The organism is Oerskovia enterophila (genome assembly GCF_001692445.1).
Classification (GTDB): domain Bacteria; phylum Actinomycetota; class Actinomycetes; order Actinomycetales; family Cellulomonadaceae; genus Oerskovia; species Oerskovia enterophila.
Map to the genome: position 1 here is coordinate 47,845 of NZ_MAQA01000011.1, position 26,041 is coordinate 73,885.

Consider the following 26,041-nt stretch of genomic DNA (forward strand, 5'->3'; position numbering starts at 1 on the left):
GCCGGTGCCCTTGTGATCGGCCGAGGATCCCCGCATGCCCAGGAAGCGCCCGAGCGCGGCACCGCCGCCCGTGCCCCCGTTGTTCACGACCGAAGAGACCCATCCCGAGATCGCCTCGATGCAGGCCGTGGCAGCCACAGAAGACTGGGCCGCGGTCGCCGCCCTCCTGGAGGAGCTGAGCCCGGTGGACCGGGACTTCGCCCTGAGGTACCTCTCCGACGTCGAGGGGGTCGAGGGACTGCTGGAGCGGGCCTTGGAGGACGACCCCCGCGACCCGTTGCTGCGGACCCTCCTCGCCGAGCGATACGTCCACATCGGGTGGGGGATCCGTAGCCGGTACCGCGCCGAGCACGTGTCTCGCGAACAGTTCGCGCAGTTCCACGACTGGCTGCGCAGAGCCGAGCAGATCCTCCTCGAGGTCTGCGCGGAGCACCCGACCTTCGTCCTCGCGTGGGACGTGCGTCTGACGACGGCCCGGGGGCTCGAGCTCGGGCACTCCGAGGCCCGCCGTCGCTACGGACGCTTGGCGTCGCTCGACCCGCACAGCTACGTCGCGCAGAAGGCGCTGCTCCAGCAGCTGTGCCCCAAGTGGAGCGGGAGCTGGGAGGACGCGCACGGGTTCGCGACCGAGTGCGCGGAGTCTGCCCCCGCCGGCGCGCCGAACGGGGCGGTCGTGGCGCTCGCGCACATCGAGCACTGGCTCGAGCTGGACCCGCCCGAGAAGGAGAGGTACATGGCGAGCGCTGCCGTCCGTGACGACCTCCGCCGGGCGGCTGCGCGGTCCGTGCGGCATCCCGAGCACCGGGAGGACTTCCACTCGGTCGGGGCGCACAACGCGTTCGCCCTGGCCTTCCTGCTCGGGGACCACGCGGAGGATGCCGCGGCGCACCTCCGGGTGATCGGCAACCGCGCCTCAGGCGCACCGTGGGACTACGTCGACGACCCCGTCACGTACTTCAGCTACTTCCGTGACGCCGCGCTGGCCGCGGGCTGAGAGGGATCGACATGTCCGCACAGATCGACATCGCCGCGCAGGGCACGCAGGAAGAGGTCGTCGCGGGCGGCCTCGCCGCGCTCGCCTCCGTGGCGCACATGGTCAGCTCCTCGACGGTCGACGGCATCCCGGTGCTGTTCGCGGCGCGTGCGATCGAGCAGGACGGGCAGCGCACCGCCGGCCTGTTCTTCCGGGTGGGGAGCGCGGACGAGACGCTCGCGACCGCCGGGATCACCCATCTCGTGGAGCACCTGGCGCTGCACGGCCGCCAGCTCGCGGAGGGGCACCACAACGGCGTGACGGCCGAGGGGTACACCCTGTTCCACGTGCACGGGACCGACGAGGAGGTCGTGGCCTATCTCAACGGCGTGTGCGCGGCGCTCACCGACCTTCCGACGAGCCGGATGGACGTCGAGAAGCAGATCCTGCGGACCGAGGCGCAGCGCCGGGCGGGCGGGCCCTTCCGCCCCATGCGTCAATGGCGCTACGGCGCTCAGACCTACGGACTGGCCGGGTACGACGAGCTGGGCACCCGCCGGCTCGGCGCCGACGACGTGCGAGCCTGGGCCGGGGAGCGGTTCACGCGGGACAACGCCGTGCTGTTCGTCACGGGCGACGCGCTTCCTGAGGGGCTGGACCTGTCGCTGCCCTCCGGCGCGCGGATCCCGGCACCCACGGCGAGCAGCGCGCTGCCGCAGACTCCGGCGTTCTTCCAGGGGGAGGACGGGCACGTCGTGCTGGACGCCGTCGTGGAGCGGTCGGCGGCCGCGATCGTGCTGGCGCAGGTCGCTGCGCGCGCACTCTTCCGCGACCTGCGAGAGGTGGGCGGGTACTCGTACACCGCGGACGGCGACTACTCCCGGCGAGACGCCACGCACGCCACGTTCACGTTGTACGCCGACGCGTTGCCCCAGCAGCAGGGCGCAGTCGTCGGCGGCATGATCGACACCCTTGCCCGGCTCCGGCTCGGGGTGATCGAGCAGGCCGAGCTCGACGCCGTGCGGGTGCCGCTGCTCAAGTGGCTCGACTCGCCGGATCTTGCGGCTGACCTGCTGCCGACGTACGCGCTCGACGTCCTGCTCGAACACCCGGTGAAGACTCCGGAGACGTCTCGGGCCGAGCTCGAGGCCGTCACGGTCGAGGACCTGCGCCGGGTTGCGGAGGACGTCTGGGCGGGGGCTCTGCTCCAGGTGCCGGGACGGGCCGGGGCCGAGTGGGCGGGCCTGGCCGTCGCGCCGCAGTGGTCGGCGGCCGCTGTCGAGGGGATCCGCTACCCGCGCGTCGACAACCCGGACGTCGCCCTCGTGATCGGGTTGGCGGGAGTCAGCCTGACGACCCCGGACGGTGCGGCGACGGTCCTCTTCGAGGATTGCCAGCTCCTGTCGGCGAGACCCGACGGGGCCCGCCATCTGATCGGGGCCGACGGCTTCGCCGTCGCGATCGAGCCCACCCTGCACGTCGGCCTGAACGGCCCCTCGATCGAGCAGGGCGTTGACGCCCGCGTGCCCGAGCACCTGGTCGCCAGACTCCCCGCCCGTGACCCGCAGGAGATTCCCCAGCCGCGCCCGCCCACGCAGGACGTGGGTGCACGCGCTGGGATCGGCGGGTGGATCGACCGGCACCTCGACCTGAGCGTGAACCTGCTGCGTCAGGTGTTCCTCGTCGTGCTCGCGCTCGGGGTGGTCGTCACCCTGCAGACCGAGTTCGTCGGGAGCGCCCTGGTCGTCCTGCTCCTGGTCTGGGGCATCGTGCAGGGAAGCGTGGGGATCGCGTGGTGGCTCGCCGTGAGAAGGCGGCGTGAGGTGGGTGCGGCACGGAGGTGAAGAGGCCGCTCCGAGCCAGGTAGCGGGCTCCGTACGTCGACGTCCCGTGGCAGGGAGACGTTCGGAGCCCGACCGACGCCGACGACGTCCCGGCGAGGAGTGGGACGGGCCGGACAGCGAAGGAGTCTGGGGCCTCGCTCTCCGAGGGCTGTGCCCCACGCGGTGGACGTCCGACCATCCCGGGCTCGCGAGCGACCTGTCGTTGGTGGACGAGGTGCCGCGCCGGCTCGGGTTGCCACGTGCTGCCAGCGACCAGCGAGGAGCTGCCGAGCGCCCTGGGCTCGAGTGGACCCTGCCTGCGCTCGAGGACGGCGAGGTCGCGGTCCTCGCGTGCGCCGTCTCCTGGACGCCGTACGACGCGGAGTCGGTGTGGGCCTGGCTGTCCGTGGACGTCGGGCCGGAGTACGTGGTCCGCCACGCGATGCGCCCGGCGCCCGTCCGCTGAACGCGACGTCCCGGCGGACGCCCGCGCTCAGTCCTGCGCGAGCCGTGCCGGGAACCCGCCCGTGGCCACGGGGCCCCAGCCGGTGATCGTCACGCGCAGCAGCGACTTGCCCTGCGCGACCATGGCCCGGCGGTACTCGTCCCAGTCGGGGTGCTCCCCGGCGATCGAGCGGTAGTACTCGACGAGGGGCTCGACCGAGTCGGGCAGGTCGATCACCTCGGCCGTGCCGTCGACCTGGACCCAGGCGTCGTCGAAGTCCTCGCCCAGGATGCACAGCGAGGCGGCGGGGTCGCGCCGCAGGTTCACGGCCTTGGCGCGGTCGGGGTAGGTCGAGACCACGACGCGCCCCTCGCCGTCGACCCCGTACGCGACGGGGCTCATCTGCGGGGCGCCGCCCGCGCGCCGGGTGAGCAGCACGGCCCGCCGGTTGGCGCGCAGGAACGCGACGAGCTCTGCGCGTCCGATCCGGTCCGTGGTCGCGATCCGCCTGGCCATGCGTGCCTCCTGGGGAGAGTTCTCCTGAACGTGGTCCGCCCACAGACTAGACTCGTCCGCGTGCGTCGTCTGCGCACTCCCCACTCCCATCCCGGGACGCCACTGTGCGCCCCGGCATGTTCCGGAAGGACTCTCCGTGCTTCGCACCCACACAGCCGGCTCCCTGCGGGCCGAGCAGATCGGTCAGACCGTCACCCTCACCGGTTGGGTCGATCGTCGCCGCGATCACGGTGGGGTGGCCTTCATCGACCTGCGCGACGCCTCGGGCATCGCCCAGGTCGTCATCCGTGACGAGGCGATCGCGCACCCGCTGCGCGCCGAGTTCGTGCTCCAGGTCACCGGTGAGGTCTCCCGGCGCCCCGAGGGCAACGAGAACAAGAACCTCCCCACGGGTGAGGTCGAGGTCGTGGCGAGCGACGTCGTCGTGCTCAACGAGTCCGCCCCGCTGCCGTTCCAGGTCTCCACGGCCCTCGAGGGCACCGAGGTCATCGGCGAGGAGGCGCGCCTCAAGCACCGCTACCTGGACCTGCGCCGCCCCACCCCGTCCCACGCCCTGCGCCTGCGCGCCAAGGCCAACCAGGCCGCTCGCCGCGTGCTCGACGCGCAGGACTTCGTGGAGATCGAGACCCCGACCCTGACCCGCTCGACCCCGGAGGGCGCCCGCGACTTCCTGGTGCCCGCGCGCCTGGCCCCGGGCTCCTGGTACGCGCTGCCGCAGTCGCCGCAGCTGTTCAAGCAGCTGCTCATGGTCTCGGGCATGGAGCGCTACTACCAGATCGCCCGCTGCTACCGCGACGAGGACTTCCGCGCGGACCGTCAGCCCGAGTTCACGCAGCTCGACGTCGAGATGAGCTTCGTCGAGCAGGACGACGTGATCGCGCTCGGCGAGAAGATCCTCGTCGCGCTGTGGGACCTCATCGGGTACAAGATCCCCACGCCCATCCCGCGCATGACGTTCCACGACGCGATGCGCCTGTACGGCTCGGACAAGCCGGACCTGCGCTTCGGCAACCCGCTCGTCGAGCTCACGGACTACTTCAAGGACACCCCGTTCCGCGTCTTCCAGGCCGAGTACGTGGGCGCCGTCGTCATGGCGGGCGGGGCCTCGCAGCCGCGCCGCCAGTTCGACGCCTGGCAGGAGTGGGCCAAGCAGCGCGGGGCCAAGGGCCTGGCGTACGTGACGTTCCAGGAGGACGGGACCCTCGCCGGCCCGGTCGCCAAGAACCTCTCGGAGGCCGAGCGCGAGGGCCTGCGCGACGCGACCGGCGCACAGCCGGGCGACGCGGTGTTCTTCGCCGCGGGCCGGACCAACGAGTCGCGCGCCCTGCTGGGCGCAGCCCGTCAGGAGATCGCCAAGCGCACCGGGCAGATCGACGAGGACGCGTGGGCGTTCGTCTGGATCGTCGACGCCCCGCTGTTCAAGCCGACCGGCGAGGCCGCCGACGAGGGCGACGTCGCGCTGGGCAACTCGGCCTGGACGGCGGTGCACCACGCGTTCACCTCGCCCACGCCCGAGTGGATCGACACGTTCGAGCAGAACCCTGGCGAGGCGCTCGCGTACGCGTACGACATCGTGTGCAACGGCAACGAGATCGGCGGCGGCTCGATCCGTATCCACCGCCGCGACGTCCAGGAGCGCGTGTTCGCGGTCATGGGCATCGGCGAGGAGGAGGCACAGGAGAAGTTCGGCTTCCTGCTCGACGCCTTCGCGTTCGGCGCCCCGCCGCACGGCGGCATCGCGTTCGGCTGGGACCGCATCGTGGCGCTGCTGACGAAGTCGGAGTCGATCCGCGACGTCATCGCGTTCCCCAAGTCGGGCGGCGGGTTCGACCCGCTGACGCAGGCGCCCGCGCCCATCACGGCGCAGCAGCGCAAGGAGGCGGGCGTCGACGCCAAGCCCAAGGCCGCGCCCGCACCGGACACCGCTGCAGACACCGACGCCGCTCCTGCCGTCACCGGGAAGGCGTGACCGCCCCGGACACCCGCACGCAGGCAAGGACGCTGGGAGGCTCGACCGGTCTGACGGACCGGTGGGCCTCCCACCCCTTTGTCCTGACGGACCTCGCGGAGTGGGACGTGCGCGGGGTGTGGCAGGACGAGCAGGCGTGCGTGCTGAGCGTGGCGCTCGCGGCCCCGGCGGCCGGGATCGAGGGGCCCGACGGCGCCGCTCGCCCCGCGCAGGCCGTCGGCCTGTGGGGCGTGGGGTCGGCCGGGGCGACGGCGGACCTGCTGGCCCGCGTCGTGGGCTCGGGCGCGATCGGCGACCGTGTGGTCAGCGCGGGGCTGCCGCGCGGGACGCTCGGCCTCCTGGCGGACCGCGTCGCTGGCGAGGACCTGCCGGCCGTCCTGCGCGACGGCGACGGACGGTCGGTGTCGAGCTGGGACTTCCTCGCCACGCGCGAGGCCCCCGCCGCCCAGCCGGGCGAGGATCGGGTCGAGGCCCTGACCGGGCCGTCGGCCGCGGCCGAGGTGCGCGCGTGCCTGGACGTCGCGAACCCGCTCGCGGAGATGAGCCCCGAGGACCCGTGGGCCCGCTGGTGGGGCTGGCGCGACCCGGACGGTGCGTTGCGCGGGGTCGTCGGAGCCCGGCAGGTCGAGCCGGGCACGCCCTGGGCGCTGGGCAGCATCGCGACCGACCCCGCCTGGCGGGGGCACGGCATCGCCGCGGCCACCACGGCCGTCGTGACCCGGGCCGGGCTGGCGGAGGCCGGCTGGGTGACCCTGGGCATGTACGCCGACAACGCCGCGGCACGCCGCGTCTACACCCGGCTGGGCTACGCCGTGGTGCAGGAGTTCGAGAGCCGCCACTGACCCGGCCTGCCATCGGGTGCGGAGCTCTCGTGCCACACGCCCGGCGTGTCGCACGAGAGCTCCGCACTCGACGGAGCAGGGGGCAGCGCCGGTCAGTGCGTGATCGAGAACCTCGAGTACAACCACCTGAGGTGCTTGGGGGCCCACCAGTTGGCCCGGCCCAGGAGCGTCATGGTGGCCGGCACCAGCAGGATCCGCACGATCGTCGCGTCGATGAAGACCGCAACCGCCAGCGCGAACCCGACCTCCTTGATGACGAGGAGCTCGCCGAACACGAAGCCCGCGAAGACCACGATGATGATGGCCGCGGCCGAGGTGATGATGCGCCCGGACCGCTGCAGGCCCAGCCGCACGGCCTCGTCGTTGGACAGCCCCGCGTCGTGCAGCTCCTTGATGCGCGAGAGCAGGAAGACCTCGTAGTCCATGGCCAGGCCGAACGCGAACGCGATCACGAGCGCCACGACGTAGGTCTCGATCCCGCCCGCCGACGAGAAGTCCAGCACCCCCTCGAGGTGCCCCTCCTGGAACACCCACACGAGCACGCCCAGAGACGCGGCCAGCGACAGCGCGTTGGTCAGCAGCGCCTTGACCGGGATGAGCACCGAGCCCGTCATGAGGAACAGCAGCACGAACGTCGCCACCACGACGATCCCCACGGCCCACCACACCCGGTCCGCGAGCGCCGCCCGGAAGTCGACCTGCCCGGCCGCCTGGCCCGTGACGTAGAAGTCGAAGCCGGGGTCCAGGGCCCGCACCTCGTCCACCACGGCCACGGCCTCGGGGCCGCCCGCGTCGTCGGTGTCGACATGGACCCCGACGACCGCGTGGTCGGTGCCGACGGCGACCGCCGGGTCGACCCGCTCGACGTGCTCGAGGCCCGCGATCTCCTCGGCCCAGGCCTGGGCCTGCTCGGGCGTGGAGTCGGTCACGACGCGCAGGTCGGGGGCCTCGGACGCGGGGAACTGGGCGGTGACCTCGTCGACGAACTCGCGCTGGGGCGAGCTCTGGGGCAGGAGCTCGATGCCCGAGTTGCGCATCTGCAGCCCCAGGACGGGCAGCGCCAGGACGATCAGGACCGCCACGGTGCCGAGCATGACCCACACCGGGTGGCGCTGGACGCGTCCGGTCAGGCGGGAGAAGACGCCCTCGTCGGACTGGACGTCGGCGGTGCGCGCCAGGACGGCCCGCAGGCCGGGGACGCGGCTGAGGACGCTGGGGGCCACCAGCCGGTGCCCGGCGAGGGCGAGCAGCGCGGGCACGAGCGTCATGGCGGTGGCCACGGCGATCAGGATGATCGCGAGCCCGGCCGCGCCGATCGCCCGCAGGATGTCGGGCTCGAAGACCATGAGTCCCGCGATGGAGATGGCGACGGTCAGCGCCGAGAAGGCGACGGTCCGCCCCGCGGTGGCCATGGTGCGCACGACCGCAGTCGTGACCTCGGTCCGGGCCGCGGGGTCCGGGGTGCCGGCCGGGGAGGGGTCCCGCTCGTCGACGAGCCGGTGCAGCTCCTCGCGGAAGCGCGAGACGATCAGCAGCCCGTAGTCGATCGACAGGCCCAGGCCCAGCAGCGTCACGACGTTGACGACCGACGCGTCGATCGTGAGCGGGTACGACAGGGCGAGCAGGACGCCCAGGCCCGCGCCGATCGAGGCGATGGCCCCGGCCATGGGCATCGCGGCCGCGAGGAACCCGCCGAAGACGAGCACCATGACGAGCAGCGCGATGGGCAGGGCGATCATCTCGCCCGTGGTGAGGTCCTTCTCGACCTGGGACGTGATGGCCTCGACGATCAGGTCGTTGCTCGAGACGAGCCCCGTCGCGCCCGGCGCGGCCTCGGCCAGGTCCGCGGGAACGGCCTCGAGGCGTTCGACGACGTCGCTCGCCGCGACGGCCGTGGTCTGCTCGTCGAGGCCCGCCTCGAGCGTGACCGACACCAGGAACCCGTCCCCGTCGGCCGCGACGAGGGACTGGGCGGCCTCGGTCTCGACGCCCCCGGGGATCACGAACGGGTCGACGACCGTCGCGACCCCGGTGATCGCGTCGAGCTGCTGGTGCACGGGGTCCATGGCCTCGGCGACCGCGGGGTCGGCCGGGTCGGCGCCGCTCACGAGCAGCGAGATCTCCTCGCCCGTCGTGTCCTGGTCGGTCAGGATCTGCGTCCCGCGCTCGCTCTGCGAGCCCGGGACGGCGGGCTCACCCGTGGTCAGGCGGTCGAACAGGCTCTCGCCGTGGACCCCCACGACGGCGAGCGCGAAGCCGAGGACGGTCAGCACGACCCAGACGGCGACGGTCAGGCGGGGACGGTGGGCGACGGCGCGCCCCAGGCTCTCGAACACCCGGTCAGCATGGCACCTCGGCCGGGACCTCGCCGGGTCGTGCAGGATGTGAGCGGACCGCTCCCACGGTGTGCGACGGCACGGTGCGACAGGGCCCTCGGGGCACGGCGTGGCGCAGGCTCGTGGACGGGTGCGGCAGGTGCCGTGCCGACCTGCCCGGGCCCGCCCGCGCGAGCGCCGGTGCGGGCCGGCACGAGGCCGCCCGAGCGGGCGCGTGTCGGTGCGTGTGGGTGGCGGTGCGTAGGCTCGGGGCATGCTTCCCGGGATGGACCTGTTCGACGCCGCGACCTCCGGCACCCAGGGGACACCCCGCCCGGGGCCGGGCTCGCCCCTCGCTGTGCGCATGCGCCCCGCGGCCCTCGAGGAGGTGGCCGGGCAGGAGCACCTGCTGGTCGCCGGCTCGCCGCTGCGACGCCTGATCGACGTGGACGGACCCGGCGCCTCGCGCGCGGCCCCCGGCTCGGTCATCCTGTGGGGCCCGCCCGGCACGGGCAAGACGACCCTCGCCTACCTCATCGCCTCGACCTCCGGCCGGCGCTTCGTCGAGCTCTCGGCCGTGACCGCGGGCGTCAAGGACGTGCGCCAGGTCATCGACGACGCCCGGCGCCGCCTGGCCACGGGCGGCGAGGAGACCGTCCTGTTCATCGACGAGGTCCACCGCTTCTCCAAGTCCCAGCAGGACGCGCTGCTGCCCAGCGTGGAGAACCGCTGGGTCACCCTCGTGGCGGCCACCACCGAGAACCCGAGCTTCTCGGTCAACTCGCCGCTGCTCTCGCGCTCCCTCCTGCTGACCCTCAAGCCCCTCACGTCCGGCGACGTGCGCGCCCTGGTGCGGCGCGCGCTCGTCGACGAACGCGGTCTGGGCGGGGCCGTCACGCTCGCGGAGGAGGCCGAGGAGCACCTGGTCCGCCTCGCGGGCGGCGACGCCCGCAAGGCCCTGACGATCCTCGAGGCCGCCGCGGGCGCCGCGCTCTCGGAGGTGCCGGACGCCCCGGTGCGCACCACGGGTCCGGACGACGACGCGCCGGACCCGGGCGACGCCGTCGGGCCGGCGGCCACGGACGGTCCGGGGGAGGGGACGGATACGCCTGACAGTGCGGGCGACGACGGGTCCGAGCCCGCCGAGACCGCAGAGGCGCCGGCGAGCACGCGACCCAGCGGCACCGTGGTCGTCGACCTCGAGACCATGGAGCGCGCGATCGACGTCGCCGCGGTCCGCTACGACCGCGACGGCGACCAGCACTACGACGTCACGAGCGCCTTCATCAAGTCCGTGCGCGGATCCGACGTCGACGCGTCCCTGCACTACCTGGCACGCATGATCGCCGCGGGCGAGGACCCCCGGTTCATCGCCCGGCGCATCGTCATCTCGGCCGCGGAGGACGTCGGCATGGCCGACCCCAGCGCCCTGCAGACCGCGGTCGCCGCGGCCCAGGCCGTCGCGCTCATCGGCATGCCGGAGGCCCGGATCATCCTCGCCGAGGCCGTCGTGCACCTCGCGACGGCCCCCAAGTCCAACGCGGCCTACCTCGGGATCGACGCGGCGCTCGCGGACGTGCGGGCCGGCAAGGTCGGCACGGTGCCCGCTCACCTGCGCGACGCCCACTACGCGGGGGCCAAGGAGCTCGGGCACGGCAAGGGGTACAAGTACGCGCACGACGCCCCGCACGCGGTCGCGCGCCAGCAGTACCTGCCGGACGTCCTGCAGGGCACCCGCTACTACACCCCCACCGACCGCGGGTTCGAGCGCTCGGTGACCGAGCGGCTCGAGCGGATCCGGCAGATCCTGGGCGACTGAGGGCCGGCGGACAGAGCGAGGGCCGGTCGCCGTCAGGTCGCCGGGGCCCGTGACCAGGGCACGGACCGCCCCCCGCGCCCCGTGCGGTAGACTTCTCAGGTTGTCTCCGCCCGTCAGGGCAGGGACGGCCACCTGGGACCTCGGCCCCGCAGCCCCGCAGGACACCCTCGACGCACGTCGAGGGGAGTCGCATCCTCACGGATCACGGCGGTGGCTCATCGGCTGGTCCCGCACCCGGCAATCCGCACGGGTGTGACGTCAAGAACACGACAGGACAGGAACACACTGTGTCTTCAGTGACTCGTTCGCGCCGCCAGGTTCGCCTGAGCCGCGCGCTGGGCCTCGCGCTCACGCCCAAGGCAGTCAAGCACTTCGAGAAGCGTCCCTACCCGCCCGGTGAGCACGGCCGTGCCCGTCGCCGCACCGAGTCGGACTACGCGGTCCGTCTGCGCGAGAAGCAGCGTCTGCGCGCCCAGTACGCGCTCCGCGAGAAGCAGATGGCCCGTGCCTACGAGGACGCTCGCAAGGACGCCGGTCTGACCGGTGAGGCCCTGGTCGAGAACCTCGAGATGCGTCTCGACGCCCTCGTGCTGCGCTCCGGCTTCGCCCGCACCATCCTGCAGGCACGCCAGGCCGTCGGCCACCGCCACATCCTCGTCGACGGCAAGATCGTCGACCGCCCCTCGTTCAAGGTCAAGCCGGGTCAGACGATCCAGGTCAAGCCGAAGAGCCAGGCCACCACGCCGTTCCAGGTCGCCGCTGCCGGTGCGCACCGCGACGTCCTGCCGGCCGTCCCGGCCTACCTCGACGTCCAGCTCGAGAAGCTGAGCGCCGTCCTGGTGCGTCGCCCCAAGCGCGTCGAGGTCCCCGTGACCTGCGAGGTCCAGCTCGTCGTCGAGTACTACGCTCGCTGATCCTCCTGCGCGGCTGCTGCCGCGTGCCTGCACGAACGCCTCGCTCACCGCTTCGACGGGGAGCGGGGCGTTCGTGCATCCGGGTAAGGTTTCGCGAGGCGTGCCGCTCGTCGCGTCGCGCCATCGAAGGAGGAGCAGGAGATGTCCGTAGGAGATGTGGCCGGGCTGATCGCCGCCATCGCATTCGTGCTGCTGGTCGGGGTCCTCGCGGTTCCTCTGGTCAAGCTCGGCCGGGTCCTCGACGAGGCCCGCGTGAGCATCAAGGAGGTCACGGACCACTCGGTGCCGATCCTCGACGAGGCCGCGACCACGGTCGCGACCACGAACAGCCAGCTCGTCAAGGTCGACACGATCACGACGTCCGCGGCCCAGGTCAGCGAGAACGTCTCGGCGCTGACCGGGCTGTACGCGGCGACCTTCGGGGCCCCGCTCGTCAAGGTCGCGGCGTTCACCTACGGCGTACGCCAGGCCTTCGCTCGCGCCTCGGGGCGCTCGGGCCCGCGGGCCGGTCGCTGATGCGACGGGTCTTCTGGGTCGGTGTCGGCGTCGCCATCACGGTCGTCGTGGTGGTCAAGGGGCGTCAGGTGATCGCGCGCTACGCGCCCGCCTCGCTCGTCGACCAGGCGACCGACCAGGTCAACGCGCTCGGGGAGAAGGCGACGGGCTTCGTCGCGGTCTTCCGCGAGGAGTTCCGTACCGCGCGCGACGCCCGCGAGGCCGAGCTGCTCGCGGCCCTGCTCGCGGAGGGCCAGCCGCACCCCGACGACGTGCGCGCGGCCCGCGCCGCCCGGCGCGAGCGCACGGGCAGCCCCGACATCGACGACGACGAGGACCTCCTGGGGTACTCGTTCTACTGATCCACCTGCCGGACCACCCCCGCCGGCCGACCTCCGCCCGTCGCGCAGCGCGCACGGTCCGGGAGGGAAGCAGCGCGGGAACATACTTGTTCTAGCCGGTGCCGGCCGCCCAGCGGCGTGCCCCGGCCCGTTCCATCACCGACCTCCGAAGGACATCATGCGTACCGCCGAGATCCGCAAGCGTTGGCTCGACTACTTCGCCGCCCAGGACCACACCGTCGTGCCCTCGGCGTCGCTCATCTCGCCGGACCCGTCGACCCTGTTCACCATCGCGGGCATGGTGCCGTTCATCCCGTACATGACGGGTGAGCAGACCGCGCCCTGGCAGCGTGCGACGAGCGTGCAGAAGTGCGTGCGCACGCTCGACATCGAGGACGTGGGCAAGACCACGCGCCACGGCACGTTCTTCCAGATGAACGGGAACTTCTCGTTCGGGGACTACTTCAAGGAAGGTGCCATCACCTACGCCTGGGACCTCATCACGCGGTCGCAGGACGAGGGCGGCTACGGCATCCCCGAGGACAAGATCTGGGTGACCGTCTTCCACGAGGACGACGAGGCGCGCCGGCTCTGGAAGAAGATCGCCGGTCTGCCGGACGAGCGCATCCAGGGCCTCGGCATGGGACCCAACTACTGGTCCACGGGTGCCCGTGGGCCCGCTGGCCCGTGCTCCGAGATCTTCTACGACCGCGGCCCGGCCTACGGCCCCGACGGCGGCCCCGCGATCGACCTCGCGGGCGACCGGTTCCTGGAGATCTGGAACCTCGTCTTCATGCAGTACGAGCGCGGGGACGGTGGGACCAAGGAGTCCTTCCCCATCCTGGGCGAGCTCACGAAGAAGAACATCGACACCGGCATGGGCCTCGAGCGCGTCGCGTTCGTCCTGCAGGGCGTCGACAACATGTACGAGATCGACGAGGTCTTCCCCGTCATCGCCGCGGCCCAGGAGCTGTCCGGCAAGCGCTACGGCGCGGACACCGACGACGACGTGCGCATGCGCGTGGTGGCCGACCACGTCCGCTCGGCCCTCATGATCATCAGCGACGGCGTGCGCCCCTCGAACGAGGGCCGCGGCTACGTCCTGCGCCGGCTGCTGCGCCGCTCGGTGCGCGCCATGCGCCTGCTGGGCGTCGAGGACCCCTCGCTGCCCCAGCTGTTCCCCGTCTCGCGCGACGCCATGCAGGCCTCCTACCCGGAGGTCGGCGCCGACTTCGAGCGCATCTCCCAGATCGCCTACGCCGAGGAGGAGGCGTTCCGCCGCACCCTGACCTCGGGCACCACGATCCTGGACACCGCGGTCGCGGCCGCCAAGACCACGGCCGGGGCGGGTGGCACGCCCGTCCTGCCCGGCGACCAGGCGTTCGCCCTGCACGACACGTACGGCTTCCCGATCGACCTGACCCTCGAGATGGCCGCCGAGCAGGGCGTCCAGGTAGACGAGAAGGCGTTCCGCGCCCTCATGCAGGAGCAGCGCACGCGCGCTCGTGCCGACGCGCTCGCCAAGCGCACGGGCGGGGTGGACACCGCGGCCTACGAGGCGCTGCAGAGCGAGCTCGCGCGCCCCGTGGAGTTCCTCGGCTACACCGACGCCACGGCGTCGGTCAACGTCGTGGGCCTCCTGGTCGACGGCGTGCCCTCCCCGGCCGCGACGGCCCCGGCCGACGTCGAGGTCGTGCTCGACCGCACGCCGTTCTACGCCGAGGCCGGTGGCCAGCTCGCCGACCACGGGACGATCGTGCTCGACGGCGGCGCGACCATCGAGGTCGACGACGTGCAGCGCCCCATCAAGGGCTTCTCGGTCCACCGTGGACGCCTCGTCGAGGGCGTCGTGGCGCTGGGGGACCCCGGCACCGCGCAGATCGACACGGCGCGTCGCAAGGCGATCAGCCGCGCCCACACCGCGACGCACATGATCCACAAGTCCATCCAAGAGGCCCTGGGCAAGGACGCGACGCAGGCCGGCTCGGAGAACGCCCCGAGCCGCATCCGCTTCGACTTCCGCGCCTCGAGCGCCGTGCCCGCGGGGGTCCTGTCCGAGGTCGAGGAGCGCGTCAACACCCAGCTCGCCGAGAACCTCGAGGTCACGGACAAGGTCATGCCCATCGCCGAGGCCAAGGCGCTGGGCGCCATGGCGCTGTTCGGCGAGAAGTACGGCGACCAGGTGCGCGTCGTCTCGATCGGCGGCGACTGGTCGCGCGAGCTGTGCGCGGGCACGCACGTCAAGCAGTCCGGCCAGCTCGGCCTGGTCACGCTGCTCGGCGAGTCCTCGATCGGTTCGGGCGTGCGTCGCGTCGACGCCCTGGTCGGCGACGGCGCCTACGGCTTCCAGGCCAAGGAGCACGCCCTGGTGGGGCAGCTCACGGGCCTGCTCAACGTGCGCACCGAGGAGCTGCCGGACCGGGTGAGCTCGCTCGTCTCGCGCCTGCGTGACGCGGAGAAGGAGCTCGGCGCGCTGCGTCAGGCCCAGCTCCTGGCCGCGGCCTCGAACCTCGCGGCCGGTGCGGAGACCGTGGGCACCACGCGCGTCGTGGTGCACGACGCGGGCGAGGTCGCCTCGGCCGACGACCTGCGCGCGCTCGCGCTCGACGTGCGCGGACGCCTCGCGGACTCCGCACCGAGCGTCGTCGCGGTCGGCGGCGTGAGCAAGGAGCGACCCCAGGTCGTCATCGTCACCAACGCGCCGGCGCGCGAGGCGGGCCTGCGGGCCGGCGCCCTCGCGAAGAAGGCGTCGGGCGTGCTCGGCGGCGGCGGCGGCGGCAAGGACGACATGGCCCAGGGGGGCGGCACCGACGTGTCCGCGCTCCCGGCCGCCCTCGCGGGCATCCGCGACGACGTCGCCTCGGCGCTCTGAGCGGCGACCGGGTGACGTTCGACGAGCACCAGGCGGGCGTCCCTCTCCCGAGGGGCGCCCGCCTGGGCGTCGACGTGGGCAGCGTCCGGGTCGGGCTCGCCACGAGCGACCCCGACGGCCTGATCGCGACCCCCGTCGAGACGCTGGCGCGCGACCTCAAGACCGCAGTTCCGGCGCCCGACGACGCCGCGTCCCCCCTGCCGAGCGACGTCGCCCGGATCGCGGCGGAAGTGGAGGAACGAGGTGCACGTGTGGTGTACATCGGGCTCCCTCGCCATCTTTCCGGGGCAGAAGGTGCCGCCACCCAGGGGGCACGTGCGTACGCTGGACTGGTGGCCCGTGCCATCGCACCCGTCCCGGTGCACCTCGTCGACGAACGGATGACGACCGTCAGCGCCCACCAGGCGTTGAGGGCCTCGGGCCGTGCCGGGCGCAAGCAGCGCTCTGTCGTGGACCAGGCGGCGGCGGTTATCATCCTCCAGACCGCTCTGGACCGTGAGCGGAGCGCGGGGGCGCGCGCTGGAGAGTACGTAGAACGTTGATCGTCGTGACGTGGCAAGGACCGCCGCGCACGCACTCGTCAGGAGGCAACCTCCCGTGACCGACCTATTCGAACGCCCGCCGGTGCAGCACGAGCAACCGACCCGGGCGTCCCGCTCGGGTGGCAGGGACCGCAGGGCCGCGAAGAAGCGCGCCCAGCGTCGGCGTCGTCGCACCCTCATCGTGGTGGTGGCGCTGCTGCTCGTCGGCGGGGCCGGGTACTACCTGGTCTCGAACGCGTCGAGCCTGCTGGGCTTCGAGAACCCGTTCGCCGCCTCGGACTACGAGGGCCAGGGGGTCGACCCGGTCGACGTCACGATCGAGCCGGGCTCGACCGGGGCGGTCATCGGGCAGACGCTCGTCGACGCCGGGGTGGTGAAGTCGGTCAAGGCGTTCACGGACGCCTACAAGGCCAACCCCGAGGCGAGCAAGATCCAGCCGGGCAACTTCACCATGCTCACCGAGATGAAGGCCTCGGCCGCCGTGGCGCTGCTGCTCTCCAAGGAGAGCAAGAACGAGATGAAGCTGACGATCCCCGAGGGCTTCACCAAGGCGCAGGTCATCGACCGCGCCGTGTCGGTGACCGGGAAGCCGGTCGAGGAGTTCGAGGCCGCCATGGCGGATCCTGCTGCCGTGGGCCTCCCGGCCGAGGCCGGAGGCAACTTCGAGGGCTGGTTCTTCCCGTCGACGTACCTGCTCGAGCCCGACGACACGCCCGCGACCATCGTGGCCAACATGGTTGCGGCGACCGTGAGCAACCTCGACGCGCTGGGGGTCGCGCCCGCGGACCGGCAGACGGTCATCACCAAGGCGTCCCTGGTCGAGCGTGAGGCCAAGGCCGACGCGGACCGCCCCAAGATGGCCCGGGCGATCGAGAACAGGCTCGAACGAGACATGACCCTCGACATCGATGCCGCGGTGGCGTTCGGCCTCGGCAAGCCAGGCACCGAGATCACGCTCGCCGACAAGGCGAACACCGACAACCTCTACAACCTCTACAGGCACAGGGGGCTGCCGCCGGGCCCCATCGCGTCACCGGGGAAGGCCTCGGTCGAGGCCATCCTGAACCCGGAACCCGGGGACTGGCTCTTCTGGGTCGCCGTCAACCTCGATACCGGCGAGACCAAGTTCTCGTCCACGATGGCCGAGCACCAGCGGTACGTCAACGAGCTGCGCGCGTGGCAGGCGGAGAACCCGTGACGGAGGCGACGCACCGCGCCGCCGTCCTGGGCCACCCCGTGGCCCACTCGCTCTCGCCCGTCCTGCACTCGGCCGCGTACCGCGCCCTGGGGCTGGACAGGTGGGAGTACACCGCGGTCGACGTGACCGAGGAGCGGCTGCGCGGCTTCGTGGACGGCCTCGACGACGCGTGGGCGGGCCTGAGCCTGACCATGCCGCTCAAGCAGGTCGTGTTCGAGCTGCTCGACCACGTCGAGCCGCTCGCCGAGGTCGTGGGGGCCGTCAACACGGTCCTGTTCCAGCCCACGGGCTCCGGGCGGACCCTGGTCGGGGCCAACACGGACGTCCACGGCCTGGTCGCGGCGCTGCGCGAGGGGCTGGGCAGCGGCCCGGGGGAGCGGCCGGTCGTGTCCGCCGTCGTGCTGGGGGCCGGGGCGACGGCCGCCTCGACCCTGGCGGCGCTCGCCGAGCTGGGCTGCACGTCCCCGACCGTGCTGGTGCGTTCGCTCGGGCGCACGGGCGGCCTCCAGCGGGCCGCGCACCGGATGGGCGTCACCCCGCGCTTCGAGCTGCTGGACCCGGCGACCGCGCGCGTGCGCGACGTCGACGTGGTCGTGTCGACCCTGCCCTCGCGGGCGGCAGACCCGGTCGCGGAGGCGCTCACCGCGCACGCCGCGGCGGGGGGCCCCGCCCCGCGAGGCGTCCTGCTCGACGTGGTCTACGACCCCCGCCCGACGGCGCTGTCCCGGGCCTGGGCGGCCGGGTCGCCGGACCGGGAGGGCTTGGTCGTGGGCGGCGAGCGCATGCTCCTGCACCAGGCGGCCGAGCAGGTACGCCTGATGACGGGCCAGGTCGCGCCGCTGGCCGCGATGGCCGCAGCCCTCGAGGAGGCGCTCGCCCCGAGCGTCGCCGGGGCCTGACTCAGCCGGTCAGGAGCACCGGGCCCACGACCCCTGCTCCCCAGAGCGCTCCGAGGGCGGCGCCCGTCAGCATGAACGGGCCGAACGGGATCAGGGTCCGTCGTCCTGCACGCCGCGTGGCGAGCAGGACGACGGCTGCCAGGCCACCCAGGAGGAAGGCCGCGCTCGCGCCGACCACGAGCTCGGACCAGCCGAACCACGCGAGGTAGGCGCCGAGCAGCCCCGCGAGCTTGACGTCCCCGAACCCGAGCCCCGACGGGGCGAGGGCCAGGAGGACGTAGGCACCGTAGAGGACCAGGCCGCCGGCCAGCGCGCGGACCGGTGAGCCGTCGTCGGGCCCGAGGAGGCTCGCCGCTCCCAGCAGCACCGCCAGGACCGGGTACGCCGGCAGGACGAGCGCGTTCGGCAGGCGGTGCGTGCGCACGTCGATCACCGCGAGGGCCGAGCCCAGGGTCGCGAGGAAGGCCGTCGCGGGCAGCGAGGCCGGTGGGTGGCCGACGTGCACGGCCCCCGCGACCGTCAGGATCGTCACGGGGACACCCACGGCCCAGATCGTGGCACGGTGCGCACCGACCTCGTCGCGTGCGCGGTGCCACAACGGGACCTGGGGGCCCGCTGGCCCCCGGTCGACGCCCGGAGCCGTGCTCGCCCCGTCCTGTCCCGGCGCGACGGCCGGACTCCCGCCCCCTGCGTTCGTCATCCGGCGAACCTAGCGCAGCGCGCAGGGCGCTCACCGGCGTCGTCCACAGGCCGCGCCCGCGGTGCTGACCGGTCGTCCGACCGGTCCGCACTGCGGGCGGGTTCGGGGCGGGCGCGTGCGGCGTGGGAGGATTCTGCTCATGCTTCGTTGGTTGACATCGGGTGAGTCGCACGGTCCGGCGCTGGTCGGCATCCTGGAAGGGCTGCCCGCAGGGGTCGAGCTCGTGACGAAGGACGTGCAGGACGCGCTCGCGCGCCGCCGTCTGGGCTACGGGCGCGGCGCGCGCATGAAGTTCGAGCAGGACGAGGTCCGCATCCTCGCGGGGCTGCGCCTCGGTCTCACGCAGGGTGGCCCGCTCGCGATCGAGATCGGCAACACCGAGTGGCCCAAGTGGGTCGACGTCATGAGCGCGGACCCCGTGCCCGCGGAGGCGCTGCAGGTCGACGCCGGGACGGGGGACGTCCGCGAGATCGCGCGCAACCGCCCGCTCACGCGCCCTCGCCCCGGGCACGCGGACCTGATCGGCATGCGCAAGTACGCGTTCGACGACGCGCGGCCGGTCCTGGAGCGCGCCTCGGCGCGCGAGACCGCGACCCGCGTCGCGCTCGGCGTGGCCGCGGCCAGGTTCCTCGAGCAGGCCGTGGGGATCCGCCTGGTCTCGCACGTCGTGGGCATCGGCACGGTCGACGTCCCCGAGGACGCGGCCCTCCCGCAGCCTCAGGACGTCGAGCGCCTCGACGCGGACCCGGTGCGCTGCTTCGACCCCGCGAGCTCGGCGGCAATGGTCGCGGAGATCGACGAGTGCCACAAGGACGGTGACACCCTGGGTGGTGTGGTCGAGGTCCTGGCCTACGGCGTCCCGTCGGGGCTCGGCACCTACGTCCAGTCGGACCGCCGGCTCGACGCACGCCTCGCGGCCGTGCTCATGGGCATCCAGGCGATCAAGGGCGTCGAGGTCGGCGACGGCTTCCGCACCGCGCGCCGGCGCGGGTCGCAGGCCCACGACGAGATCGTGCGCGGCGAGGACGGCCACCTGCACCGCCTGAGCAACCGTGCGGGCGGCGTCGAGGGGGGCATGTCCAACGGCGAGGTCCTGCGCGTGCGCGCGGCCATGAAGCCCATCTCGACCGTCCCCCGCGCCCTGGCGACGGTCGACGTCGCGACGGGCGAGCCCGCCAAGGCCCAGCACCAGCGCTCGGACGTCTGCGCGGTGCCGCCCGCGGCGGTCGTGGCCGAGGCCATGGTCGCGCTGGTCCTCGCGGAGGCCGTCCTGGAGAAGTTCGGCGGCGACTCGGTCGTCGAGGTCCGCCGCAACGTCGAGGGCTACCTGTCCTCCGTACCCGAGCTGCTGCGCTGAGATGACGTCGAGCACCGGCCCCCGCGTCGTCCTGATCGGCCCTCCCGGCTGCGGCAAGTCGACCGTCGCGGGGGTGCTGTCCGAACGCCTCGGGCTGGCCGCGCGCGACACCGACACCGACGTGGAGGTCGTCGCGGGCAAGTCCGTCGCGGACGTCTTCCTCGAGGACGGCGAACCGCGCTTCCGCGCGCTCGAGCGCGAGGCCGTGACCCAGGCCCTCGCGGTCCACGAGGGGGTGCTCGCCCTCGGCGGCGGCGCGGTCCTCGACGAGTACACCCAGGCGGCGCTCGAGGCCTACGCGGCCGCCGGAGGGGTCGTGGTGTTCCTCGACGTCTCCCTGGCGCACGCGGGGCCGCGCGTCGGGTTCAACCAGGCGCGTCCGCTGCTGCTCGGCAACCCGCGCGCCAAGTGGCAGGCGCTCATGGACGGGCGGCGCCCCGTCTACGAGCGGCTCGCCACGCTGCGGGTCCTGACGGACGCCCGCACCCCGGGCCAGGTGGCCCACGAGATCGAGACAGCACTCGGCGAGGCGCCCTCCGCGGCGCGCGCCGACACCACGAGGAGCGAGCAGTGACCGACCAGCAGGAGACCGTGAGCACAGCACCGGAGGACGAGCAGGGCCGGCCGGCCACGCCCGCCCGCGTCCGGGTGGAGGGCGACCAGCCCTACGACGTCCTCATCGGCCGGCACCTCCTGGGCGAGCTGCCCTCGATGCTCGGGCCGGACGTCCGCCGGGTGCTCGTGATCCACCCGGCCGCGCTCGCGACCTCGGCGGACACGGTCCGCGAGGACCTGCTCGCGGTGGGCTACGAGGCGTACATCGCCGAGGTCCCCGACGCCGAGGAGGCCAAGACCGCGCAGGTCGCCGCGTTCCTGTGGCAGGTCCTGGGACAGGCGGACTTCACGCGCAGCGACGCGATCGTCTCGGTCGGCGGGGGAGCCACGACGGACCTCGCGGGCTTCGTCGCGGCGACCTGGCTGCGCGGGATCAAGGTCGTGCACGTCCCCACGACGCTGCTGGCCATGGTGGATGCGGCCGTGGGCGGCAAGACGGGCATCAACACGGCCGAGGGCAAGAACCTCGTGGGCGCGTTCCACCCGCCCGCGGGCGTGCTCTGCGACGTCGCCTCGCTCGAGTCGCTGCCCAAGTTCGACTTCGTCGCCGGGCTCGCCGAGATCGTCAAGACCGGCTTCATCGCCGACCCGCGGATCCTCGAGCTCGTCGAGGAGAACATCGACGAGCTCAAGAGCTGGGGCGGGGCCACGGTGCCCGCGTCGACGTGGGCCGTCGTCGTCGAGCTCATCGAACGCTCGGTCGCGGTCAAGGCGCGCGTCGTGGGGGAGGACCTCAAGGAGGCCGGCCTGCGCGAGATCCTCAACTACGGCCACACCCTGGGCCACGCGGTCGAGCTCACCGAGCGCTACGCGTGGCGCCACGGCGCGGCCGTGTCGGTCGGCATGGTCTTTGCCGCCGAGCTCTCGCGCCTCGCGGGACGCCTCGACGACGCGACCGTGGACCGTCACCGCGAGATCCTCGGCAACCTCGGGCTGCCCCTGACCTACCGGGGGGACCGCTGGGAGCAGCTCCTGTCGGCCATGCGCCGCGACAAGAAGTCCCGCGGCGACCTGCTCCGCTTCGTGGTCCTCGACGGGATCGGCAAGCCCTCGCGCCTCGAGGGGCCGGACCCGGCGCTCCTCGCGGCCGCGTACGCCGAGATCGCGATCGACGCGCCCCGCGGTGGGCCGATCGCCCTCTGACGCGACGTCGTCGGGCCTCCTGCGGAGCCGCCACGACGCACCACGGCCCGTCCCCCCCACCGGTGGGGGGACGGGCCGTTCGCCGTCTCGGTCGCGGCGCGCTCGGGGCCGGCCTCAGGCCCAGCGCCCCCGCGCGAGGAGGACCTCGCGCAGCAGGTCGGCGCGGTCCGTCACGATCCCGTCGACCCCCAGGCCGACCAGCCGCCCCATCTCGAGGGGGTCGTTGATCGTCCACACGTGCACCTGGCGGCCCGCGGCGTGCGCGGCCGCGACCGTCCGGGCGTCCACGACCGTCAACGGGCCCTGCCTCTCGGGGACCTGCAGGCAGTCGGCGCCGCGCAGCGCCCAGGACGCGAGCGCGCCGAACGGGGACCGCGGTGCCCCGGCCCGGGCCGCGAGCAGGAACGCCGCCACCTCGCTCGTGCCCGTCGAGGTCGCCACGGGCCGGGTCAGGCGCTCGACCGTCCGTCGCCTGCGCGCCGGGGAGAACGAGGCGACGCACACGCGCTCGTGCGCCCGCGTGCGCTCGATCGCCGCAGCGACCGGCCCGACGGCCGAGTCCGCCTTCACGTCGACGTTGACCCGCAGGTCCGGCCAGGTCCCCAGGACGTCCTCCAGCAGAGGGACCGGCTCGACGCCCCCGATCCGCGCGTCGCGCACCCGAGCCCATGGCAGGTCCGCGACCATCCCCGTGCCGTCCGTCGTGCGGTCCAGGCTCGCGTCGTGCAGGGCCACCGCGACGCCGTCGGACGTCGCGTGCGCGTCCGTCTCGACGTACCCGAACCCGAGCGCTCGGGCCGCGGCGAACGCCGCGAGCGAGTTCTCGAGCCCGTCGAGCGAGAACCCGCGGTGAGCGAGCGCCACGAACCCCGTGGGGGAGTCGAGGTAGGGGTGACGCCAGGCCCCGGGGCGACCGCCGCGCAGGTCCGTGCGGCTCATCGGGTCGGGCCTACGGCACGCCCGCCGTGCCCCAGACGCCCCGGATGCGCCAGCCGGGCGTCGAGCCAGGTCAGCATCGAGGTCAGGTAGGCCTCGCGCGGTCCGTCCGCGGACAGCGTCAGGTCGTGCACCCCGCCCTCGATCGAACGGATCGTCACGTCCGGTCCCACGCGCGGGGCCAGACGCGCGATCTGCTCGACGTCCAGGACCGTGTCCTGCTCGTCGAGCAGGGGGTTGGTCAGGTCGTCGGGCCCCGAGCTCGCCGAGTGGGCCACGAGCACGGGGCACGCGACGTCGAGCCCGCGCGCGAGCCGCGCCTGCCCCTGGCGCACGGCCCGCAGCCACCCGGCCCGGACCGGGACACCGTCAGGACGCTTGAGCTCCGGGTCGAAGTCCCACCGGCCCCCGTTCGCTGCGAGCAGGTGCGTCGCGTACGCCGAGGGCGCGGCGCTGAGCACCGCCAGGGGAGACCACGGCCCGACGGCGTCGAGCACCCTGGTCGCGATCGTCCGGTTCAGCCAGCTCGAGTTGAGGTCGAGGAACGGCGAGTCCAGCACGAGCGCGTCGATCAGATGCTGCCGACGGTGCGCGTGCGCCCACAACGGTGCCACCAGGCCCCCCGTCGAGTGCGCGTGCACCACCAGGGGCAGACCGGGGTGCAGCCCGCGGACGGCCGCGACCGCGACCGACAGGTCCGTGGCAGGCTCCCGCAGGTCCTCGACGAAGTGCGGGACCTGCCCAGGCCGCAAGGAGCGCCCCGCGGCCCGAAGGTCCACGGCGAAGAACGCGTAGCCCGCGTCCTCGACCGCCCGGGCCAGGTGGTCCTGGAAGAAGTAGTCGTTGTAGCCGTGGACGTGCAGGAACACGCCCCTGCGCCGTCCGGCGTCCTCCGGCGCCCCGGGCGTGCGGCGCACGAGCGTCGCGACGGGAGGCGGACCGGGCTCGGGAGCGAGCTCCGGACCCGCGTCGGCGTCGTGCACCGTGGACCGCCCCACGGCCTCGCGGGCGCTCGCGGCCCGGCCAGGAAGGGGCGGGACGAGCGACAGGAGTCCCGCGCGCACCCCGGGAGGAGGGCCGCCCGTGGCGAGCGTCGCGGCCTCGAAGCCGGCGAGCAGGTGGTCGGGTCGCCAGGCGAGCCCTGCGCGCGGCCCCGAGGCATCTCCGGGGGCCCGCTCGTCGGTCGTCCTGAGGGGCTCCGTCACGCCTGGTCCTTCATCGCTGGTCCTCTGTCATCGCCGGTCCTCCGTGCTTGCCGTTCCCGCAGTGCTCGCGGGCACCGTCACGAGGTCCTTGCCGCCGTCGACGCCGTCCCCGGCCGGGAAGCGCACGAACAGCATGAGCACGAGCCCGACGAGGATCACGGCGACGATCCCCAGGATGCCCCAGAACTGCTCGCCCGACACGGCGACCATGGTCGCGAACGCCATCGGCGCGAGGAAGCTCGCGGCGCGGCCCGTGGTCGCGTACAGGCCGAACGCCTCGGCCTCACGCCCCTCGTCGCTGATACGGCCCAGGAGGGCACGGCTGGCGGACTGGGCCGGGCCGACGAACGCGCACAGCAGCAGGCCCCAGACCCAGAAGACGTTCGCGCCGCCGTCGTGCTGGACGAAGACGGCCGTGCCGGAGATCACCAGACCCACGAGCGAGCCCAGGATCACGCGACGTGGGCCGATCTTGTCGTCGAGCCAGCCGGCCGCGATCGTCGAGAGCCCCGCGACGACGTTCGCGGCGATCGCGAACACGATGACCTCGCTCGCGCTGAACCCGAACGTGCCCGAGGCGATCACCGCCCCGAACGTGAAGACGCCCGCCAGGCCGTCGCGGTAGACGGCGCTCGCGACGAGGTAGCCGAGCGTCGAACGACGCGTGCGCCACAGGTGGACGAGGTCTCGGCCGAGCTTGCGGTACGCGCCCACGACACCGATCGGCGCGGACCCTCCCGGGCGCGGCGTCTCCGGGACGGCCAGGAGCACCGGGATCGCGAACACCGCGAACCACAGGGCCGAGAGCAGGACGCTCACCCGGATGTCCATGCCGTCCGTGCCCGTGACGCCGAACCAGCCGACCTCGGGGTTGATGAAACCGACGAACAGCACCAGCAGCAGCACGATCCCGCCGACGTAGCCCGCACCCCAGCCGATGCCGCTGATGCGCCCGATCGTGCGAGGCGTCGAGATGTCGAGCAGCAGGGCGTTGTACGCCACCGAGGCCAGCTCGAAGAAGACGTTGCCCGCCGAGAGGAGCACGACGCCCAGGATCACGGCGTCGGACAGCGAACCGGGGACGGGCTGCACGAAGAACATGGCGACCATGGCCGCGACGGTCGCCGCGGTGTTGACGCCGAGCCACACCTTGCGCCGGCCCGAGGCGTCCGCGAGCGCCCCGAGCGCGGGGGCGAGCAGGGCGATGAGCGCGCCGGCGATCGTCAGGCCCCACCCGAGCCAGGCCGTGTGGTCGGCCATGACCGCGTCGGGGTCGGCAGCTCCCGCCTCGACGAACGCGTCGCTCGTGATCCAGCGCGTGAAGACGAACGTCGTGACGACGGCGTTGAACGCGGCCGAGCCCCAGTCCCACAGGGACCAGGCGAGGACCTGGCGTCTGCCGACGACGGGGGAGGGCGAGGCGGCGTCCGCGGCGGGGGAGAGGCCGCTGTCGGCCTCGTGGCCGGGTGTGGCGGGGGTCACGTTCTGGTGATCTGGCACGCGCGCATCGTAGACCGTCCGGCGGGCGTGAGGGTGAACGGCGGGGGCCGGGCCGTTGGACGGTCACGACGGGGGAGACCTCGGCCCCGCTAGGCTCTGCGCATGACTCGCGTCCTCATCCTCAACGGTCCCAACCTCGGTCGCCTGGGCGTCCGCGAGCCCGACGTCTACGGGGCGGCGTCCTACGCCGACCTGGTCGCGGCGGGCGAGCGCTGGGGCGCGGAGAACGACCTCGAGGTCCAGGTCCGCCAGACGGACGACGAGTCGGAGCTGGTCGGCTGGTTGCACGGCGCGGTCGACGACGGCGCGCACGTGGTGCTCAACCCCGCGGCGTTCACGCACTACTCGTACGCTTTGCGGGACGCAGCGGCGCAGGTGACCAAGGCAGGCCTGCTGCTCGTCGAGGTGCACCTGAGCAACCCCGCGGCACGCGAGGAGTTCCGCCACAACTCGGTCATCGGCGGGGTGGCGACGGGCACCGTGGCCGGGTTCGGGTTCGACTCGTACCGCCTCGCGGTCCTGGCGATCGTGTCGCGGCTGGCGGCCTAGATCCCGCCGCATCAAGCCCTGAGGCTTGAGCAGAGAGAATCAAGTTCTACCCCTTGAGGAAGGTAGATCAAGG

23 protein-coding genes are annotated in these 26,041 nt (G+C 73.2%); 17 read left to right on the forward strand and 6 right to left on the reverse strand.

The annotated features are described in order from the left end of the window. Nucleotides 1-34 precede the first annotated feature (34 nt). From OERS_RS06440 to OERS_RS21035, 3 genes are read left to right on the forward strand one after another with little or no spacing between them, the layout of a single operon-like run. On the forward strand, nucleotides 35-994 hold the full coding sequence (locus tag OERS_RS06440; protein WP_211268442.1) for a hypothetical protein: 960 nt from the start codon (nucleotides 35-37) through the stop codon (nucleotides 992-994). Nucleotides 995-1,005: 11 nt separating this feature from the next. Next, on the forward strand, nucleotides 1,006-2,817 hold the full coding sequence (locus OERS_RS06445; protein ID WP_211268443.1) for a M16 family metallopeptidase: 1,812 nt from the start codon (nucleotides 1,006-1,008) through the stop codon (nucleotides 2,815-2,817). Nucleotides 2,818-2,863: 46 nt separating this feature from the next. Beyond that, nucleotides 2,864-3,262 (forward strand): hypothetical protein, encoded by a 399-nt coding sequence (locus tag OERS_RS21035; protein ID WP_139107721.1) that lies wholly within the window; start codon nucleotides 2,864-2,866, stop codon nucleotides 3,260-3,262. A gap of 27 nt (nucleotides 3,263-3,289) precedes the next feature. Here OERS_RS21035 and OERS_RS06455 read toward each other — a convergent pair whose 3' ends face one another. Further along, nucleotides 3,290-3,757 carry a PPOX class F420-dependent oxidoreductase gene (locus OERS_RS06455; protein ID WP_068625180.1) on the reverse strand — a complete coding sequence of 156 codons (468 nt, stop codon included), beginning with the start codon at nucleotides 3,755-3,757 and terminating at the stop codon, nucleotides 3,290-3,292. 136 nt (nucleotides 3,758-3,893) lie between these two features. Between OERS_RS06455 and aspS the strand changes: the two genes are divergently transcribed. Further along, on the forward strand, nucleotides 3,894-5,726 hold the full coding sequence (gene aspS / locus OERS_RS06460; RefSeq protein ID WP_068625181.1) for an aspartate--tRNA ligase: 1,833 nt from the start codon (nucleotides 3,894-3,896) through the stop codon (nucleotides 5,724-5,726). Then, complete coding sequence (locus OERS_RS06465; protein ID WP_139107722.1) at nucleotides 5,723-6,568, forward strand: GNAT family N-acetyltransferase; 846 nt, start codon at nucleotides 5,723-5,725, stop codon at nucleotides 6,566-6,568. Before aspS ends, OERS_RS06465 begins: the two co-directional genes overlap by 4 nt. Before the next feature lie 92 nt (nucleotides 6,569-6,660). On the opposite strand, the gene OERS_RS06470 is transcribed toward OERS_RS06465, so the two are convergent. Then, a complete protein-coding gene (locus OERS_RS06470; protein ID WP_068625182.1) occupies nucleotides 6,661-8,904 on the reverse strand; it encodes an MMPL family transporter in 2,244 nt (747 codons plus the stop codon). Nucleotides 8,905-9,169: 265 nt separating this feature from the next. On the opposite strand from OERS_RS06470, the gene OERS_RS06475 reads away from it, so the two are divergent. The 8 genes from OERS_RS06475 to OERS_RS06510 all read left to right on the forward strand — a co-directional run bounded on the left by OERS_RS06475 (nucleotide 9,170) and on the right by OERS_RS06510 (nucleotide 17,963). Further along, nucleotides 9,170-10,702 carry a replication-associated recombination protein A gene (locus OERS_RS06475; protein ID WP_068625183.1) on the forward strand — a complete coding sequence of 511 codons (1,533 nt, stop codon included), beginning with the start codon at nucleotides 9,170-9,172 and terminating at the stop codon, nucleotides 10,700-10,702. A gap of 287 nt (nucleotides 10,703-10,989) precedes the next feature. Then, nucleotides 10,990-11,616, forward strand: coding sequence for a 30S ribosomal protein S4 (rpsD, locus tag OERS_RS06480; protein ID WP_056652049.1), 627 nt, complete (start codon nucleotides 10,990-10,992; stop codon nucleotides 11,614-11,616). A 141-nt stretch (nucleotides 11,617-11,757) separates the two neighbouring features. After that, the gene (locus tag OERS_RS06485) at nucleotides 11,758-12,132 is read left to right on the forward strand and encodes a DUF948 domain-containing protein (RefSeq protein WP_056652045.1); all 375 of its coding nucleotides are present in this window, start codon (nucleotides 11,758-11,760) and stop codon (nucleotides 12,130-12,132) included. Next, complete coding sequence (locus OERS_RS06490; RefSeq protein WP_056652041.1) at nucleotides 12,132-12,473, forward strand: hypothetical protein; 342 nt, start codon at nucleotides 12,132-12,134, stop codon at nucleotides 12,471-12,473. Before OERS_RS06485 ends, OERS_RS06490 begins: the two co-directional genes overlap by 1 nt. A gap of 157 nt (nucleotides 12,474-12,630) precedes the next feature. Then, a complete protein-coding gene (gene alaS, locus OERS_RS06495) occupies nucleotides 12,631-15,324 on the forward strand; it encodes an alanine--tRNA ligase (RefSeq protein ID WP_056652038.1) in 2,694 nt (897 codons plus the stop codon). 11 nt (nucleotides 15,325-15,335) lie between these two features. Beyond that, nucleotides 15,336-15,866 carry a Holliday junction resolvase RuvX gene (gene ruvX / locus OERS_RS06500; RefSeq protein ID WP_068625184.1) on the forward strand — a complete coding sequence of 177 codons (531 nt, stop codon included), beginning with the start codon at nucleotides 15,336-15,338 and terminating at the stop codon, nucleotides 15,864-15,866. Between the two features lie 55 nt (nucleotides 15,867-15,921). Further along, on the forward strand, nucleotides 15,922-17,064 hold the full coding sequence (gene mltG / locus OERS_RS06505) for an endolytic transglycosylase MltG (protein ID WP_068625185.1): 1,143 nt from the start codon (nucleotides 15,922-15,924) through the stop codon (nucleotides 17,062-17,064). Next, nucleotides 17,061-17,963, forward strand: a complete 903-nt coding sequence (locus tag OERS_RS06510; protein ID WP_068625186.1) for a shikimate dehydrogenase — start codon at nucleotides 17,061-17,063, stop codon at nucleotides 17,961-17,963. Before mltG ends, OERS_RS06510 begins: the two co-directional genes overlap by 4 nt. Nucleotide 17,964: 1 nt before the next feature. On the opposite strand, the gene OERS_RS06515 is transcribed toward OERS_RS06510, so the two are convergent. Further along, a complete protein-coding gene (locus OERS_RS06515) occupies nucleotides 17,965-18,663 on the reverse strand; it encodes a prepilin peptidase (protein WP_082848955.1) in 699 nt (232 codons plus the stop codon). A gap of 139 nt (nucleotides 18,664-18,802) precedes the next feature. Here OERS_RS06515 and aroC point away from each other — a divergent pair, with 139 nt between their 5' ends. Genes aroC through aroB form a run of 3 tightly spaced genes read left to right on the forward strand, consistent with a single transcriptional unit; the run spans nucleotide 18,803 to nucleotide 21,778 of the window. Then, on the forward strand, nucleotides 18,803-20,020 hold the full coding sequence (aroC, locus tag OERS_RS06520) for a chorismate synthase (protein WP_056652026.1): 1,218 nt from the start codon (nucleotides 18,803-18,805) through the stop codon (nucleotides 20,018-20,020). A gap of 1 nt (nucleotide 20,021) precedes the next feature. After that, nucleotides 20,022-20,594, forward strand: coding sequence for a shikimate kinase (locus OERS_RS06525; protein ID WP_056652024.1), 573 nt, complete (start codon nucleotides 20,022-20,024; stop codon nucleotides 20,592-20,594). A gap of 17 nt (nucleotides 20,595-20,611) precedes the next feature. Next, complete coding sequence (aroB, locus tag OERS_RS06530) at nucleotides 20,612-21,778, forward strand: 3-dehydroquinate synthase (RefSeq protein ID WP_056652329.1); 1,167 nt, start codon at nucleotides 20,612-20,614, stop codon at nucleotides 21,776-21,778. A 114-nt stretch (nucleotides 21,779-21,892) separates the two neighbouring features. On the opposite strand, the gene OERS_RS06535 is transcribed toward aroB, so the two are convergent. From OERS_RS06535 to OERS_RS06545, 3 genes are read right to left on the reverse strand one after another with little or no spacing between them, the layout of a single operon-like run. Further along, on the reverse strand, nucleotides 21,893-22,717 hold the full coding sequence (locus tag OERS_RS06535) for a glycerophosphodiester phosphodiesterase family protein (protein WP_068625187.1): 825 nt from the start codon (nucleotides 22,715-22,717) through the stop codon (nucleotides 21,893-21,895). Next, nucleotides 22,714-23,919 (reverse strand): alpha/beta hydrolase, encoded by a 1,206-nt coding sequence (locus OERS_RS06540; RefSeq protein ID WP_248948408.1) that lies wholly within the window; start codon nucleotides 23,917-23,919, stop codon nucleotides 22,714-22,716. Before OERS_RS06540 ends, OERS_RS06535 begins: the two co-directional genes overlap by 4 nt. A 27-nt stretch (nucleotides 23,920-23,946) precedes the next feature. Then, nucleotides 23,947-25,419, reverse strand: a complete 1,473-nt coding sequence (locus OERS_RS06545; RefSeq protein ID WP_248948410.1) for an MFS transporter — start codon at nucleotides 25,417-25,419, stop codon at nucleotides 23,947-23,949. A 102-nt stretch (nucleotides 25,420-25,521) separates the two neighbouring features. Here OERS_RS06545 and OERS_RS06550 point away from each other — a divergent pair, with 102 nt between their 5' ends. Then, complete coding sequence (locus OERS_RS06550; protein ID WP_056652020.1) at nucleotides 25,522-25,968, forward strand: type II 3-dehydroquinate dehydratase; 447 nt, start codon at nucleotides 25,522-25,524, stop codon at nucleotides 25,966-25,968. Nucleotides 25,969-26,041 lie beyond the last annotated feature (73 nt).

Bases quoted from the DNA above. Each gene is read 5' to 3' on its own strand.
- OERS_RS06440 (WP_211268442.1), top strand. From the start codon at position 35: ATGCCCAGGAAGCGCCCGAGCGCGGCACCGCCGCCCGTGCCCCCGTTG.
- OERS_RS06445 (WP_211268443.1), top strand. From the start codon at position 1,006: ATGTCCGCACAGATCGACATCGCCGCGCAGGGCACGCAGGAAGAGGTC.
- OERS_RS06455 (WP_068625180.1), bottom strand. From the start codon at position 3,757: ATGGCCAGGCGGATCGCGACCACGGACCGGATCGGACGCGCAGAGCTC.
- OERS_RS06475 (WP_068625183.1), top strand. From the start codon at position 9,170: ATGGACCTGTTCGACGCCGCGACCTCCGGCACCCAGGGGACACCCCGC.
- OERS_RS06485 (WP_056652045.1), top strand. From the start codon at position 11,758: ATGTCCGTAGGAGATGTGGCCGGGCTGATCGCCGCCATCGCATTCGTG.
- OERS_RS06490 (WP_056652041.1), top strand. From the start codon at position 12,132: ATGCGACGGGTCTTCTGGGTCGGTGTCGGCGTCGCCATCACGGTCGTC.
- alaS (WP_056652038.1), top strand. From the start codon at position 12,631: ATGCGTACCGCCGAGATCCGCAAGCGTTGGCTCGACTACTTCGCCGCC.
- OERS_RS06515 (WP_082848955.1), bottom strand. From the start codon at position 18,663: ATGACGAACGCAGGGGGCGGGAGTCCGGCCGTCGCGCCGGGACAGGAC.
- aroC (WP_056652026.1), top strand. From the start codon at position 18,803: ATGCTTCGTTGGTTGACATCGGGTGAGTCGCACGGTCCGGCGCTGGTC.
- OERS_RS06525 (WP_056652024.1), top strand. From the start codon at position 20,022: ATGACGTCGAGCACCGGCCCCCGCGTCGTCCTGATCGGCCCTCCCGGC.
- OERS_RS06535 (WP_068625187.1), bottom strand. From the start codon at position 22,717: ATGAGCCGCACGGACCTGCGCGGCGGTCGCCCCGGGGCCTGGCGTCAC.
- OERS_RS06550 (WP_056652020.1), top strand. From the start codon at position 25,522: ATGACTCGCGTCCTCATCCTCAACGGTCCCAACCTCGGTCGCCTGGGC.